This is a genomic window from Polyangiaceae bacterium, assembly GCA_020633235.1.
GTDB lineage: Bacteria > Myxococcota_A > Polyangia > Polyangiales > Polyangiaceae > JACKEA01.
Genome location: JACKEA010000005.1, coordinates 617,203 through 632,276, shown reverse-complemented (window position 1 = coordinate 632,276; position 15,074 = coordinate 617,203). Strand labels below are relative to the sequence as shown.

11 protein-coding genes are annotated in these 15,074 nt (G+C 68.4%); 4 read left to right on the top strand and 7 right to left on the bottom strand.

The annotated features are described in order from the left end of the window. The first annotated feature begins 8 nt into the window (after positions 1-8). From tkt to H6717_28665, 3 genes are all read left to right on the top strand, one after another. Complete coding sequence (tkt, locus tag H6717_28675) at positions 9-1,979, top strand: transketolase (protein MCB9581037.1); 1,971 nt, start codon at positions 9-11, stop codon at positions 1,977-1,979. Between the two features lie 61 nt (positions 1,980-2,040). Further along, entirely contained in the window at positions 2,041-2,424 is a 384-nt protein-coding gene (locus H6717_28670; protein MCB9581036.1) for a DUF433 domain-containing protein, read from the top strand. Between the two features lie 332 nt (positions 2,425-2,756). Next, a complete protein-coding gene (locus H6717_28665) occupies positions 2,757-3,980 on the top strand; it encodes a hypothetical protein (protein MCB9581035.1) in 1,224 nt (407 codons plus the stop codon). A gap of 1,167 nt (positions 3,981-5,147) precedes the next feature. On the opposite strand, the gene nagZ is transcribed toward H6717_28665, so the two are convergent. From nagZ to accD, 7 genes are read right to left on the bottom strand one after another with little or no spacing between them, the layout of a single operon-like run. Continuing rightward, entirely contained in the window at positions 5,148-6,236 is a 1,089-nt protein-coding gene (nagZ, locus tag H6717_28660) for a beta-N-acetylhexosaminidase (protein MCB9581034.1), read from the bottom strand. A gap of 44 nt (positions 6,237-6,280) precedes the next feature. Next, positions 6,281-7,663 (bottom strand): ABC transporter permease, encoded by a 1,383-nt coding sequence (locus H6717_28655; protein ID MCB9581033.1) that lies wholly within the window; start codon positions 7,661-7,663, stop codon positions 6,281-6,283. After that, a complete protein-coding gene (locus H6717_28650; GenBank protein ID MCB9581032.1) occupies positions 7,660-8,343 on the bottom strand; it encodes an ABC transporter ATP-binding protein in 684 nt (227 codons plus the stop codon). Before H6717_28650 ends, H6717_28655 begins: the two co-directional genes overlap by 4 nt. After that, positions 8,340-9,752, bottom strand: a complete 1,413-nt coding sequence (locus H6717_28645) for a phosphoglucosamine mutase (GenBank protein MCB9581031.1) — start codon at positions 9,750-9,752, stop codon at positions 8,340-8,342. Before H6717_28645 ends, H6717_28650 begins: the two co-directional genes overlap by 4 nt. Continuing rightward, on the bottom strand, positions 9,709-10,197 hold the full coding sequence (locus H6717_28640) for a YajQ family cyclic di-GMP-binding protein (GenBank protein ID MCB9581030.1): 489 nt from the start codon (positions 10,195-10,197) through the stop codon (positions 9,709-9,711). Before H6717_28640 ends, H6717_28645 begins: the two co-directional genes overlap by 44 nt. Positions 10,198-10,205: 8 nt before the next feature. Further along, complete coding sequence (locus H6717_28635; protein ID MCB9581029.1) at positions 10,206-11,438, bottom strand: bifunctional folylpolyglutamate synthase/dihydrofolate synthase; 1,233 nt, start codon at positions 11,436-11,438, stop codon at positions 10,206-10,208. Then, the gene (accD, locus tag H6717_28630; protein MCB9581028.1) at positions 11,438-12,436 is read right to left on the bottom strand and encodes an acetyl-CoA carboxylase, carboxyltransferase subunit beta; all 999 of its coding nucleotides are present in this window, start codon (positions 12,434-12,436) and stop codon (positions 11,438-11,440) included. Before accD ends, H6717_28635 begins: the two co-directional genes overlap by 1 nt. Between accD and H6717_28625 the strand changes: the two genes are divergently transcribed. After that, entirely contained in the window at positions 12,435-15,074 is a 2,640-nt protein-coding gene (locus H6717_28625; GenBank protein MCB9581027.1) for a tetratricopeptide repeat protein, read from the top strand. The genes accD and H6717_28625 overlap by 2 nt on opposite strands.

Here is a 15,074-nt window from a genome sequence, read left to right as displayed (position 1 = left end):
GGCGGATCATGAGCGAGCTCAATCAAGCCGTGCACACGATCCAGTTCCTCGCGGTAGATGCCGTCGAGAAGGCGAACTCCGGTCATCCCGGAACGCCGATGGCCCTGGCCGGGATCGGCGTCGAGCTGTTCACGCGCTACCTGCGCTACGTGCCGGAAGATCCGCACTGGCCGAACCGCGATCGCTTCGTGCTCTCCTGTGGTCACGCGTCCATGCTGCTGTACTCGCTATTGCACATGGCCGGCTACGACCTGCCCTTGAGTGAGCTCGAGAGCTTTCGTCAATGGGGCTCGAAGACTCCGGGGCATCCAGAGGTCGGCCACACGGCGGGCGTGGAGACCACGACGGGGCCGCTCGGTCAGGGCGTGGGCAACGCCGTGGGCATGGCCCTCGCGGGCAAGATGATGGGCGCGCGCGTCAACACGGAAGACGACGCGCTGGTCGACTATCGCGTGTTCGCACTCGCGTCCGACGGCGACCTGATGGAGGGCGTCGCCAGCGAGGCGGCGAGCATCGCGGGGCACCTGGGCCTCGACAACCTCGTGGTGGTGTACGACGACAACCACATCACCATCGACGGCACCACGGCCATTTCGTTCTCGGAGGACGTGGGCAAGCGCTTCGAGGCCTACGGCTGGTACGTGCAGCACGTGAATGGTCACGACCCGGACGAGGTGCGCAGCGCGTTGGACGAGGCCATCGCCGAGGCCAAGCGGCCCAGCTTGATCGTGGCCCGGACACACATCGCCATCGGCGCGCCGACCAAACAAGATTCACCCAAGGCGCATGGCGCCCCCCTCGGTGCGGAAGAGATCGCCGGCGCCAAGAAGGCGGCGGGCTGGCCGGTGGAGCCGCCGTTCCGCATCCCGGAAGGGGCGCGGGTGCCCTTCCAGCAGCGGGTAGAAGAGGTGCGCCCGGAGTACGAAGCCTGGCAGCAGAAGGTCGCGGCGCTCTCGGGCGAGCGCAAGGCGCACTGGAAGGCCCACGTGGAGCGTTCCGTCCCGGCGAACGTGCTCGGCGAGCTGCTCGCCAGCGCTCCGCCAAAGAAGGACGCCACGCGCTCATTGGCAGGCAAGGTCGAGCAACGTCTGGCAGCGTTGATGCCCGCGCTGGTGGGCGGCGCCGCGGATCTCGCCGAGAGCACCAAGACCGACATCCACGACGGCGGGAGCGTCCAGCGCGGGGAGTTCGGCGGGCGTAATCTGCACTTCGGCATCCGCGAGCACGGCATGGGCGCGATCATGAACGGGCTCGCGCTCAGCGGGTTCTTCGTGCCCCTTGGCAGCACGTTCTTGATCTTCAGCGACTACATGCGGCCCAGCATTCGGTTGGCGGCGCTGATGGAGCAGCAGACCGTGTACGTGTTCACCCACGACTCGGTGTTCCTGGGCGAAGACGGCCCCACGCATCAGCCGGTGGAGCAGCTCACCTCGTTGCGGCTGATCCCGAACCTGGACGTGGTGCGCCCCGCGGATGCGCTGGAGTGCGCTGCGGCTTGGGCGCACGCGGCGACGCGTCGCCACGGCCCCACGGCGCTGGTGCTGTCACGACAGAAGCTCCCGGAGCTGTCGCGCCCCGCGGGCTTCGATCCCAAGACCCTGCTTCAGGGCGCCTACGTTCTGGTCGACGAAAAAGACCCCGAATTGGTGCTGATCGCCACGGGCAGCGAGGTTGGTCTCGCGGTGGAGGCGCAGAAGGTCCTGGCGCAGCGCGGCAAGCGCGCGCGGGTGGTGAGCGCTCCGTGTCTGGAGGCGTTTGCGCGCCTTTCGGCAAAGGAGCAAGAAGCCGTGCTCGGACGCGGCGTGCGCCGTGTGTCGATCGAAGCGGGACGCACTCCGCTGTGGCGCAGCATCGTGGGGCTCGATGGCATCACCATCGGTATCGATCGTTTCGGAGCGTCCGCTCCCTACGAGCGCATCGCGGAGGAGCTCGGCTTCACACCCGAGAAGGTCGCGAGCACGATCCTCGAACGGCTCTGACCATGACAGCGGACGTGATCCGCGTTAACGTGAAGAGCGTTTCGCGAGGGAGGCGCGCCGCATGAGTCTGCCCATCGTCCTGATTCCGCATCCCCACGTTCGGGTCGACCCGAAGGTGCTGGGCGGCAGTCCGCACGTAGCCGGGTCTCGGGTGCCGGTGCGTCGCTTGTGGGCGTTCTACGAGAGCGGCGCGCGCATCGAGACCATCCTGCGGCGCTATCCGCAGCTCGGTCCTGCCAAGATCTTCGACGCCCTCGCGTTTGCTCTCGACAACGTGGAGGTCATCGAAGCGGACCTCGCGCGGGAGCGGGAGATGCTGGAGCGGACCACTGGCAAGCGGGTCGCCCGGCCCGGCGCCACCCAGCAGATCGAGCTGCCCTTTGGAGAGGGCGCACCTGCCCGGGGCCCTCGGCCGCGGCCTCGCCGTAGCTCGAAGCAGGGCTGAACACCCTTTCCGAGGGGCCGAACAGGCCCCCGGAGCTGCGATCCGGCGCTAGGCGACAACAAAACCCTTGCCATTTCACCCAAACGGGGCGAATACGCGACCCGCGAATTGGTTGGTACCGGGCCCATTGCCCGGTTGTGTGGTGCACGCCCGGGGTCAACCCCGGGGTGAATCCCGGAAGGATCGGTTGGGGTTCCATAGTCGAGGGACCGGGTGTAGCGTGCACCGCGGCTTGGACGCCCGAGACGAGTTCTCGAGGAGGAGATATTCAGATGGTCGCGAATCGTTGGCGGAAGATTAGTGGGCCGGCACTCGGCGTGATGACGTTGGCCGTGGCGCCGCTTCTCATGGACTGCGGTGGTGGGCTGCCTGGGCTGCCCGGTGGGCTCCCCGGCTCTTGCCCGGCGGACATCACGAACCCCGAGGCCATCATGAGCGCGAACTTCGGTCTCCAAGGCGAGATCGAGGGCAAGGTCAAGGCTGCGCTGGCCGCAGGTGCGAACCTGCAGCAGCTCGCGGTCGAGGTCGAGGGCGACGTCAGCACGGCGTGCGGCAACCTGGCCAAGGACCTGGGCGCTACGGATGAGGACATCGCTCCCAAGGAAGAGGGTCCCGGCAAGAAGGCCGAGGCTGCTTGCGCGGCTGCGGTGAAGTTCCTGGGCGACGTGAAGGCGAAGGCCAACATCTCCGGCGGGCTCAAGGTGGACGTGGTTCCCCCGAAGTGCTCGGCGTCGATGAGCGCCATGGCGGATTGCGCCGCCAGCTGTGATGCCAACATCAAGCCCGGCGAAGCCAAGGTCGAGTGCGAAGGTGGCGAGATCAGCGGCACCTGCGAAGGCAAGTGCGAGGGCTCCTGCACCGTGGAAGCGGGCGCGGAGTGCTCCGGCACCTGCGGCGGCACTTGCGAAGGCGCCTGTGAGGCGGACTTCAGCGGCAAGTGCGGCGGAAACTGCACCGGCAAGTGCGATGGCAAGGACGTCAGTGGCAAGCCCTGCGCTGGCACCTGCGAAGGCAAGTGCGACGCCCAGGCCAAGGGTGGCTGCGGCGGTACCTGCAAGGGCACCTGCAGCGCTTCCTGCGAGATGAGCGGCCAGGCGGACTGCAAGGGCACCTGCTCCGGCGGCTGCAGCGTCGAGATGAAGGCCCCCAAGTGCTCCGGCGAGATCAAGCCCCCCGAGATGAGCGCCGAGTGCAAGGCCAACTGCGACGCGAAGGTCAGCGGTAAGGTCGAGTGCACCCCGGCCAAGGTCGCGGTGAAGGTCCAGGGCGCGGCGGACGCGGAAGCGGCCTCCAAGCTCAAGGGCGCGCTCGAAGCCAACCTGCCCGCCATCCTCAAGGTCACCCTCGGCATGAAGGGTCGCCTCGAGGGCGCGGTGGCCAGCGTGAAGGCCTCGATCGAGGGCGTGAAGGCTGCCGTCAGCGGTGGCGGCCAGGCTGCGCTCAAGGTCGGCGGCTGCCTCGCGGCTTCGCTCAAGGCCCAGGCCGACGCGAGCGTGTCGATCAACGTGTCCGTCAAGGCGAGCGCCAGCGCGAGCGGCGAAGCCGGCGCGGGCTGACCGACAACGCCACCAGGAAAAAGGCCCTGCGCTTCGGCGCGGGGCCTTTTTTTGTGCGCCCCGACTGGACCTGCCGTCCGGGTGAACGCTTCTTTCTCTGTGCGCCCCGAACGTTCCTGCCGTTCGGGGGACGCTTCTTTCGCTGTGCGCCCCGACTGGTCCTGCCGTCCGGGTGACGCTTCTTTTTTTGTGGGCCCCGACTGGTCCTGCCGTCCGGGTGACGCTTCTTTTGTTGGTTCGACGCGGAACCGCCTCGCGCACTCGCGCACTCGCGCACTCGCGCACTCGCGCACTCGCGCGGGTCGCGCACTCGCACTCGCGCGCGTTCGCGAACCAAACGTCCGCGTGTTGGCCGGGTGTTGGCCGCACGCCGCGTGTTGGCTGCGCCCTGCGTGTTTCCCCGCGGGCTAAACGTCCGCGTGTTGCCTGAGCCTGCCGTCCAGGCCAAACGTCCGCGTGTTGGCTGCGCCCAGCGTGTTTCCCCCCAGGCCAGACGTCCGCGTGTTGGTTGAGGTGCTGAGCCTGGCGTCCGGGCCAGATGTCCGCGCGTTGGCCGCGCCCAGCGTGCTTGCCCGCAGGCCAGATGTCCGCGTCCGTGGCTGAGCCTGGCGTCCGACCAGGATGTCCGCGCGTTGCCGAGCCTGCCGTCCAGGCCAGACGTCCGCGTGCGTGGCCGAGTTGCTGAGCTGCCGTCCAGGCCAAACGTCCGCGTGTTGGCCGACTGGCGTCCGGGCTGACCTGGCCTCTGGGCCAGACGTCTGCGGGTGGCTGAGCCTGGCGTGTTTCCCCGCGGGCTAAATGTCCGCGTGCGTGGCTGAGTTTGGCGTCCGGGCCAATGTCGGCGTGCGTGGCTGAGTTTGGCGTCCGGGCCAAATGTCCGCGACGCGACGTCCGGGGCGCGACGGGTATCGCGCCGCACCGACATGCTCTTGCTCCAAGTGGAGGCGGGGCGTGGCTGTGGCGCTGGCTGCGACGCGGGGTGTGGCTGTGATGCTGGCTGCGCGGTGACGGCAATTACAGCGCTTGCTGCGAGTCTCGGGTCAGCGCTTGCTTCGGGGTGTGGCTGTGACGCTGGCTGCGCGGGGACAGCAACTACAGCGCTTGCTGCGAGTCTCGGGTCAGCGCTTGCTGCGAGTCTCGGGTCGGCGCTTGCTTCGGGTGCTCGGGTCAGCGCTTGCTGCGGCGTTTGATCTCGTCGAGCAGGGCGTCGGGTTCGTCGGAGTCGAAGACGGCGTCGAGATCCGAGGCCGAGGGCAGGGGACGCGGCGGCTTCGCGCGGCGGGCGGCGAGGTTACGGCCCAAGGCTTCGGTGCAGCGGCTCTTGAAGCTGCTGTCGGCTTCGGCGCGGCGGACCAGCGCGTCGAGGGCGGCTTCTTGGAGCTCGAAGTCGCGGCAGATCAACAGGGCGTCGCAGCCGGCGGCGATGGCACCGACGGCGCTCTCGGCGATCTCGTAGTTGTCCGACAGGGCGCGCATCTCGAGGTCGTCGGAGAAGAGCACGCCGCGGAATCCGAGCTCGCCGCGCAAGAGCGTGGTGCACACGCGGTGGCTCAGCGTGGCGGGCACGCCCGGGTCGATCTCCGAGAGCACGATGTGCGCGCTCATCAGCGTGGGAATGCCGGCGTGGCTGGCCGCGCGGAAGGGCGGCAGCTCCACGGCGTCGAGGCGCTCCTTGTCGTGGCGGATGACGGGCAAGTCGAGGTGACTGTCCTTGTCCGTGTCGCCGTGGCCGGGGAAGTGCTTGCCGCAGGCGAGGACCTGAGCCTTGCCCAAGCCGCCGGCGAAAGCGCGGCCGAAGCGCGCCACGGCGTCCGGTTCGTCGGAGAACGCGCGATCTCCGATGATGGGGTTCTTGGGGTTGCTGTCGACGTCGAGCACGGGGGCAAAATCGAGATTGAAGCCCAGCGGCGCGAGCTGACGGCCCAGCAAGAACCCCGCGCGGCGCACCAGCTCCACGTCGCCGATCTTTCCGAGGGCGCGCATCGGCGGCAGCGTCATCACCGGCGCGGGCAGGCGGCGCACGCGGCCACCCTCTTCGTCGACGCCGATGAAGGGCGGCAGGTCGTCCCGGGCCGCGTCCACCACGGAGCTCGAAAGCTCGTGGGCGGCCTCCACGCTGGGCAGGTTGCGCTTGAAGTAGATGACCCCGCCACGGCGACCGGCGCGCAGCGCTTCGGCCATCACCGCCGGCAGCTCGTCGCCATCGAAACCGCCGACGATCAGCTGACCGCACAGCTCGGGGAGGGAAAGCTCCATCGGGGTCCGATCGTCTCTTCTCGCTGGCGGCTTGTCCAGGGACGTCAGCGATCGCGACCCAGCACCTCAGCGGGATCCGTGCGCGCTGCGCGGCGCGCAGGCCCCGCGGCTCCGAGCACGGCGAACAGCGCGGCGAAGCCGATGCCCACGAGCCAGAGCCACCACGGAAACACGAAGAAGGAGTCGGGCTTGAAGGGGAAGTCCGGCAGATCCACGCGGCCGCGCCAATCGGCCACCAGGGCTGCGACGCGCGCGACGCCGGCCCCCACGGCGCCCCCCAGCGCTCCGACCACCAGCGCCAGGGTGCTGAGCCAGAGCCGCATGTCGCTCGCACTGGCGCCGAGCGCGCGGTAGAGGCCAATCTCGTGCTGCCGCTCGGCCACCAGCACGCGGAAGGTGTGGGCGATGTTGAGCGCCGCCACCAACAGGATCACCCCCGCCACCAACAGCAGGATGGCGAGCACACCGGTGATCAGCACGCTCACGTCGCGCGCGCGAGTGTCGTGGGGCACGAGGCCGAGCTTGGCGGCCGCGGAGATGACGCCGCTGGTGTCGCTCGCGTCCTTTACCTTCACGACCACGCTGGAGTACTTCGAGCCCGCGGCTTCTCCCGCGTACTCGCGATTCCAGCGGCGCACGACCTCCACCGGCAGTGTGACGCCGAGATCAATGGCCTTGGGCGAGATGCCCACGACCTTCACCTTCACCCGCCGCTCCTTGCCCTGACGCGCGACCCCCAGCAGGGAATTGCCCAGTGTCATCTGGAACGTGATGCCCTTGGCGCGGCCGATGAGCGTCTCGGCTACCGGCGGCAGGCCGTGAGCCGGTGCGATCGCGTGATCGAACAGCTCCACCAAGTAGCGGCTCACGATCGCGGGCACCGGCGCGGAGCATTGGCCCACGCTCGCGCTGCTCGGTAGCTCGCAGTACTGCTCGGCGTCGCAGTCCGCGTCGCTGGTGCAGGCTTTTCCGGGTGAGCTCAGTGGATCACCGAAGCCGGAGACGTCGCCGCTCACGAGCGCCGGGTCGATGCCGTCCCCGACCATCTCGTGGGTGCCGATCTCGCGGCCCAGGATCTCCTTGCCACCGCGAGCCATGCTGGGAAAGCGGAAGCGGAGCTTGGGGTACACCTGGGTGACGCCAGACTCCTTCCGCAGCGTGTCCACCGCCTCGGCGTCGATCCCCGCGGGCTCGTGAGGGCCGCCGAGGAGCGAGAGCAGCCCGGCGCCGGTACGCTCGGGATCGAGCTCGACCTGGTCGATGGGAAAGACGTCGCCGAGCAGCACCTTGCGGGCGCCAAAACCGAGGGCCAGGAAGAAGACGAGCGCCGCCACGCCGACCGCGATGCCAAAGCCTGCGGTGAACAGCGGACCTCGGGTGCGCCGCACCTCGGAGGCCACCATTGTCCTCAGCGCCGAGAGCCTCACGCCTCGCCCCCTTCCACCAGGCGCCCGTCGAGCATGTGGATGCTGCGATGGGTGAGGCGGCTGAGGCGGTCCTCGTGTGTGACGATCACCATCGTGGTGCGCAGATCTTCGTGCAGGGAAGCAAACAGATCGATGATCTGCTCCCCCGTCTTGCGATCGAGATTCCCGGTGGGCTCGTCGCACAAGAGCAGGTCCGGCTGGCGCAGCAGGGCCCGCGCGATCGCGACGCGCTGGCGTTGGCCGCCGCTGAGCTCGCCCGGGGCGCTCTTGGCGCGATCCCCCAGCCCCACGCGCTCCAGCATCGCCATGCCGCGCTCGCTGGCGTCGGCGGCGTCGTCCGAGAACAACGCCGGCGCGGTCACGTTCTCCAGCACGTTCAGGTGCGGCAGCAGGTGGAAGGCCTGGAACACGAAGCCGATGCGCCGACCCCGGAGCCGCGACAGCTCGCGATCCGACAGCGACTTCACGGCGCTGCCGAACAGCGAGAGCTCGCCCGCGTAGTCGCGATCCAGGCCTCCGAGCAGCGCCAGTAGCGTGCTCTTGCCGGAGCCGGATGGACCGTAGATGAGGACGACCTCTTCCGGTTCGATCTCGAGGCTCACGTCGTCCACTGCGCGGCGTTCGGCCTCCTTCGCGCCGAACGTGCGGCGAAGGTCGCGGCAGAGGACGACGGCGCTCACGCCGGCACGCCCAGATCGGCTCGCGCGGCTTCGGCCATGTCCTGGACCACGCTCGCCAGCAGGTCCGGGTTCGGGCCTTCCACCATGAAACGGAGCTTGGCCTCGGTGCCGCTCCAGCGCACCAGCACGCGCCCGTCGTTGCCGAGCTCGGCTTCCACGCGACGGATCTGCGCGCTCAGCGTGGGCATGTCCTCGATGGGGCGCTTCTCCGGCAAGCTCACGCTCTCCACCAGCTGCGGCACGCGCTCCATTACCGCCGACAGCTCCGACAGCGGCCGCCCTTCGCGGGCCATGATCGCGAGCACCTGCAGCGCCGCCACCACGCCGTCTCCCGTGGTGGCGTGGTCGAGGAAGATCAGGTGTCCGGACTGCTCGCCGCCGAAGGTGCAGCCGGAGCGTCGCATCTCTTCCACCACGTAGCGGTCGCCCACGGGCGTCCGGGCCAGCCGCCCGCCCAAGGCGGAGAGAGCCCGCTCGAGCCCCATGTTGCTCATCACGGTGGCCACCAGCGTGTTGTTCGCCAGCCGCCCTTCACGCAGGAGCCGCGTGGCGCACAGCGCCATCACCGTGTCGCCGTCCACGATGGTGCCGGTCTCGTCCACGATGATCACGCGGTCCGCGTCCCCGTCCAAGGCGATGCCGATGTGAGCCTTGCGCTTGCCGACCTCGCGGACGACGTGCTCTGGGTGCAGGGCGCCGCACTGCTTGTTGATGTTGCGGCCGTTGGGGGACACGCCCATGGCGGTGACGTCCGCCCCCAGCTCGGAGAACACCAGCGGCGCCACCTTGTAGGCGGCGCCGTGGGCGGCATCCACCACCACCCGCAGACCATTGAGCGTGAGGTCCCGCGGGAAGGTGCTCTTGGCGTACACGATGTAACGGCCGGTGGCGTCGTCGATGCGCTCGGCGCGCCCCACGCGGCTGCCCGTGGGGCTCTTGCCGTCCAGAGCGTCGCCGTCTTCCAGCAGCGCTTCGATCTGGAGCTCGCGCTCGTCCGGCAGCTTGAAGCCGTCGGGGCCGAAGATCTTGATGCCGTTGTCGTGATACGGGTTATGGCTCGCGCTGATCACCACGCCCGCGTCTGCCCGCATCGTCTGCGTGAGGTTCGCCACCGCCGGCGTGGGCATGGGCCCGCACAACATGACGCGACCGCCCATGGCGCACACGCCGGCGGCCAGGGCCGTCTCCAGCATGTAGCCCGAGAGCCGCGTGTCCTTGCCGATCACCACCCGCGGTGGCCGGCCGCTCTGACGGCTCGCCACCAGCGCGATGGCGCGGCCGAGGCGCACCACCAGCTCGGGCGTCATGGGAGGCACGTTCGCCTCGCCGCGGATGCCGTCGGTCCCGAAGAGCTTTCGCTGTTGGTCAGTCACGGAAGTTTTCGAAAGAGAGATCGAGCTCGAGTTCATCGGCCTTGCGCAGGAACGCGATGACGTCCTGGAGGTCGTCCCTCTTCTTACCGCTGACCCGCACGCTCTGCTCGTGGATCGAGGCCTGGACCTTGAATTTCTGGTCCTTGATCATCTTCACGATGGTCTTGGCCTTGTCCTGCTCGATGCCTTCCTTGACCTTGACCAAGAGCTTCTGCGAGCCCTTGGGGCCCGGCTCCGGCTCGCCCACGTCCAGGTGCTTCAGGCTGACCTTGCGGCGCACCAACTTGCCCTGGAATACGTCCAGCGCCGCGCGCACGCGCTCTTCCGAGTTGGCGCGCACCACGATGCCCGCCTCGGTCTTCTCGAGCTCGGCGTCCGTGCCCTTGAAGTCGAAGCGCTGCGCGACCTCACGCTGGGCTTGGTCGAGGGCGTTCTTCACCTCGGACCAGTCCACCTTCGATACCACGTCGAACGACGGCATTCGTCACCTCACTGATCGATCTGGGGATCCGCAGGCAGCCCCAACAGCGAGCCGCGGGCCGCGCCCACGAGGTAGCTCGAGCCCGTGACGACCACGAGACCGCGAGATCCCACCTTGGCCCGCGCGATCGCCAGTGCGTCCGGGACGTTGGTCGCGACCTCGCCCGAGTAGACTTGGGCCATCTCCGCTGGATCCACCGATTTGTCCGCGATGGGGGGAGCGACGAACACGCGATGTGCCGCCACCTGCTCCAGGCGCTTGAGCATTGCGCGCCAGTTCTTTCGCTTCAGGCTGCCGAACACCAGGGCCACGTCTCGGCGTGACTCGATCTCGCCCAGCATGCTGGGATCGAGCACGTGAGACAGCGCCACCGCGCCGTCCGGGTTGTGGGCGCAATCGAGCAGCGTGAGCTCCTGACCGTTGCGGTGTAGGAGCTCGTTCCGCCCCGGCCACTGCGTGGCTTCGATGCCGTCCGCGATGGTGCGCGGGGGAATGCCGAGCTCTTGCGCGATGGTCACCGCCACCGCCAAGTTCGAGCCGAACATGGCGAAGCGGGGGTAGGCCAGCGCCGCCCCGGGAATGGGCTCCGGGCTGCCCAGAGCCACGAGGTGCGCGCCCACCTGGTCGGCGCGACGCTCCACCACCTCGCGGGCGTCGGGATGCAGCTTGCCGACCACCACGGTGGAGCCCGTCTTGATGATGCCCGCCTTCTCCACGGCGATCTTCGCCAGCGTGTCCCCCAGCTCCAGCATGTGATCGAAGGCCACGCGAGTGATGGCGGCGATCCGGGGTGGGGGAATGATGTTGGTGGCATCCAGCCGGCCGCCGAGCCCCGTCTCGATCACCGCGAGATCGATCTTGGCTTCCCGGAACGCGAGAAACGCGGTGAGGGTGGTCACCTCGAAGAAGGTGAGCTCGGGCGCCTCGTCCATCACCTGATTCAGGAGCCGGACCAGGGTTTCGTCGTCGATCGGCTCGCCGTCGATCTGGATCCGCTCCGCGAAGCGCACCAAGTGCGGCGAGGTATAGAGGCCCACCTTCTTGCCGGTGGCGCGGGCCATGGAGGCCACGAACGCGCACACCGTGCCTTTGCCGTTGGTTCCCGAGACGTGCACGGCCTCGAAGCCGCGCTCGGGGTGCGAGAAGTGCTCGCAGGCGGTCTCCAACCGACTCAAGTCGAGCTTGGGGCCGGTGACGGCCAACGCGTACAGGCGCTTGAGGGTGGTCCCGAGGTCGGTCACTAACGATCACCCGTGAGGTGAGACAGGAGGTTTCGAAGCGTGGCGCGCATCTCGGCGCGGGCGACGATGACGTCCACCATGCCGTGATCCACGAGAAACTCGGAGCGTTGGAAGCCTTCCGGAAGCGTCGTGCGCAGCGTGCTCTCGATCACCCGCGGGCCGGCGAAGCCGATCAACGCGTTGGGCTCGGCCACGTTGATGTCCCCGAGGAGCGCGGTGCTGGCGGCCACGCCTCCGGTCGTGGGGTGCAGCAGCACGCTGATGAACGGGCGGCCGGAACGTCGGAAACGACCGAGGGCGCCCACGGTCTTGGCCATCTGCATCAGGCTCAGGAGCCCCTCCTGCATGCGGGCCCCGCCCGACGCGTGCAGCAGCACCACGGGCAGCCGTTCGGCCAGCGAGCGCTCGAACAGGCGCGTGAGCCGTTCCCCGGCCACCGAGCCCATGCTGCCCCCCATGAAGGGGAACACGAAGCAGCCGTAGCCGACGGCATGGCCACCCAGGGCGGCACGCCCCACCTCGACGGATTCGCTGTGACCGCTGGACTTGGCCGCCCGCGCCAAGCGGTCGCGGTAGGACTTGCCGTCGTCGAAGGCGAGGGGGTCGGCCGGTCGGATGTGCTCGTCCCAGCTGTCCAGCCGGCCGCCGTCCAACAGCAGCCGCCGCCAATCCGACGAACGCATCGGGTGGTGGTAGCCGCAGGCGGTACACACGTTCCAGGCGTCGGCCAGCTCTTCGGCGGTGTAGACCGCGCCACAGCCCTCGCACTTGCGGAACACGCCTTGGCCCAGGGAGCGCTTCTCGCTGGCCCTGTTCTGGGCGGGGGTCTTTGCCGGCAGCACCACGTTAAACGGCGAATCTATCAGAGGTTTTGCAGGTGTTGGGGGGCGAGTGACGATCCGACCCCGCACTGCGACCGGAGGGTGGCCCAGGGCCGACCGCGTGGCAAGCCCGGGCTTGTAGCGGCTCGGAGAAGCGGGGGATACTTCCGCTCCCATGACCGAAGGCCCGAACTCCCTTTTCGGCGTCAGCGACCTGCGTGCTCCGCTCATTGGCCGCCAGGCCGTCCTCGGGGAGCTCAAGAAAGCCTCCGATGCGGCCTTGGGCGAGCAGGTCTCCCGGGTGGTGACCTTGCTGGGTGCTGGGGGACTCGGGAAGAGCCGGATCATCCATGAGTTTTTGCTCGAGCTCCGGGTGGGTGGGGGCCGCTTGCCGCGGGTGTTCCGGGGCAGTGCCCGTAGCATCCAACTGAGCTACGGCGTGTTCGCCCGCCTGTTCCGCTCACGCTTTGGCCTGGTGGAAGGCATGGACCCGGAAGCGGCCAAGGCGCAGGTCCGTGCACAGGTGGCGCAAGTCCTCGACGACCGCAAGGTGGGGGACGTCTGTTACTTCCTCGGCCAGCTGATGGATCTCGAGTTCCTCGAGAGCCCGCTGACGAAAGCGGTGGCCGAGGATCCGCTGCAGGCCGGGCTCTTGCGACGCGCCATCGTCAAGAACTTCCTCGATAGCGACGCGGCGCGCGGTCCGTTGTGCCTGGTGTTCGAGGACCTGCACCTTGCGGACGACGATTCCATCGAGCTCTTGCGATACTTGATGGAGCACCTCGGCGGTCCGATCTTGATCCTGTGCGCCACGCGCCCGGATCTCCTGGCGCGCCACGAGGACTGGTTCGATTTCGCCAAGGCTCGCCACACCCGCGTCGACGTCGAGCCCTTGAGCGAAGAGGACAGCTTGGCGGTGGCGAACGCGCTGCTCGCCCCCTGCGAAAACGGCCCTCCGGAAGCCCTGGTGGAGTCCGCCGTGGGCATGGCCGGCGGCAACCCGGGGTTGCTCGAGCAGATGGTGCGCATCTTCCACGACACCGGCGTGCTCGACGAGCGCGACGCCCTGGCTCGAGATCCGGTGTGGAAGGTGAACCTCGACAAGCTCGCCTCCGCGCGCCTTCCGCTCACCGTCGACGACGCCGTGGCCGCCCGCATCGCCGCTCTCGGTTCTCCCGAGCGACGGCTCTTGGAGCACGCCGCGGCGATGGGCAGCGTGTTCTGGCTCGGCGGTCTGGTCGCCCTCGCGCGCAGCGAGCGCGAGGCGCCCGAGCTATGGAGCGCCGACGCCATGAAGGACATCGAGGAGCTACGCTTGCTCCTCGCCGAGCTCGTGGAGCGGGACTACGTGCTCGAGCTGCCGGACTCGGCGTTCTCCGGCGAGGTGGAGTACGTCTTCAAGCACAACCTGGAGCGCGAGAAGGTGGCGCAGCTCACCAGCGCCGCCTCGTGCCGGCGCTATAACCAGGTGATCGCCGACTGGCTCGCCCAGAAAGACGGCGTGCGCTCGCAGGAAGAATACTGCGCGATGCTGGCGCAGCACCTGGAGAAGGCCGGGGCCATGGCCCGCGCCGGCGTCACCTATCTGGAGGCCGGAGATCTCGCGCGCAGCACCTACGCGGCCAAGAAGGCGCACGAGCTGTACGGCAAGGGTCTGTCACTGCTGGGCGAGATGGACGCCCCGCGGCGCATCGAAGCGCTCCACAACCACGGGGACGTGCTCACCTTGCTGGGGCGCACCGACGAAGCGCTGGCCGCTTTCCGCGAGATGCAGAGTCTGGCCTACCGCCTCGGCTTGCGCGGCAAGGGCGGCGCCGCGCACAACCGCATCGGTCGCCTGCACCGCGACACGGGCAGCCTGTCTTTGGCCATGAAGCACCTGGAGACCGCCCGCGGTTTGTTCGAATCCGCCAACGACGAGCGCGGCATCTCCTCGTGTCACGACGACATCGGCAAGGTGCTGTGGCTGAAGGGCGAGTACGACGAGGCCCTCGAGGAAATGCGCAGGTCCCTCGAGATGCGCAAGAAGATCGGCGATCGTCGCTCCATCGCCCTGAGCCTCAACAACATCGGCTTGGTGTGGATGGACCACGGCCGCACCGCGAAGGCGGGCGAAGCGCTGGAGGCCGCCCTGACGATCCGCCGGGAGATCGGCGATCCGCTCGGCATCGTGCAGAGCCTCAACAACCTCGGGAAGCTCGCCCAGGAGCTCGGCGAGAACACCAAGGCCCTGGAGCACTTCACCGAGGCCCACGAGGTCGCTCGCGAGATGGGCGAGCAGAATCGGATCGCCGTGGTGCTCACCAACATCGGCGAGACCCACTACCGCATGGACGCCACCGAGGAGGCCATCCGCATCCTCAAGCAGGCCGAGGAGCTGTGCGACGAAATGGGGGACAAGCTGCACTTGGCGGAGGCCAAGCGGGGCCTGGCCAAGGCTTATTTGATGCAGAAGGAGCTGCGCAAGGCGCGGGACAGCATCAAGCACGCCGTGGATCTGTTCGGCCAAGTGCGCAGCAAGTCCCATCTGGCCACCGCCCTCAGAACCCTCGGCGAGATCACCGCAGCGGGCGCCTGGGGCGCGGGGCACGAAGGCAAGGCCATCGACTACTTCATGCGCAGCATTGCGCTGTGCAAGGAGATCGGAAACGAGCTCGAAGTGGCCAAGAGCTATCGGGCCTTCGCCAGCTACGTCCAGAGCTCCGACCACTACCGCCAGAACGCGGACATCCAGCGGGAGGCGCAGAAGCTCAGCGGCATGGCGGACGAGATCTTCGAGCGCCACAGGCGCGCGGCCCAGGCCGCCAACAACTGA

What these genes read in the sequence shown, in the direction of transcription:
- tkt (MCB9581037.1), top strand. Translation starts at nt 9, where the DNA reads ATGAGCGAGCTCAATCAAGCCGTGCACACGATCCAGTTCCTCGCGGTA.
- H6717_28670 (MCB9581036.1), top strand. Translation starts at nt 2,041, where the DNA reads ATGAGTCTGCCCATCGTCCTGATTCCGCATCCCCACGTTCGGGTCGAC.
- nagZ (MCB9581034.1), bottom strand. Translation starts at nt 6,236, where the DNA reads ATGGAGCTTTCCCTCCCCGAGCTGTGCGGTCAGCTGATCGTCGGCGGT.
- H6717_28645 (MCB9581031.1), bottom strand. Translation starts at nt 9,752, where the DNA reads ATGAACTCGAGCTCGATCTCTCTTTCGAAAACTTCCGTGACTGACCAA.
- H6717_28640 (MCB9581030.1), bottom strand. Translation starts at nt 10,197, where the DNA reads ATGCCGTCGTTCGACGTGGTATCGAAGGTGGACTGGTCCGAGGTGAAG.
- H6717_28625 (MCB9581027.1), top strand. Translation starts at nt 12,435, where the DNA reads ATGACCGAAGGCCCGAACTCCCTTTTCGGCGTCAGCGACCTGCGTGCT.
- accD (MCB9581028.1), bottom strand. Translation starts at nt 12,436, where the DNA reads ATGGGAGCGGAAGTATCCCCCGCTTCTCCGAGCCGCTACAAGCCCGGG.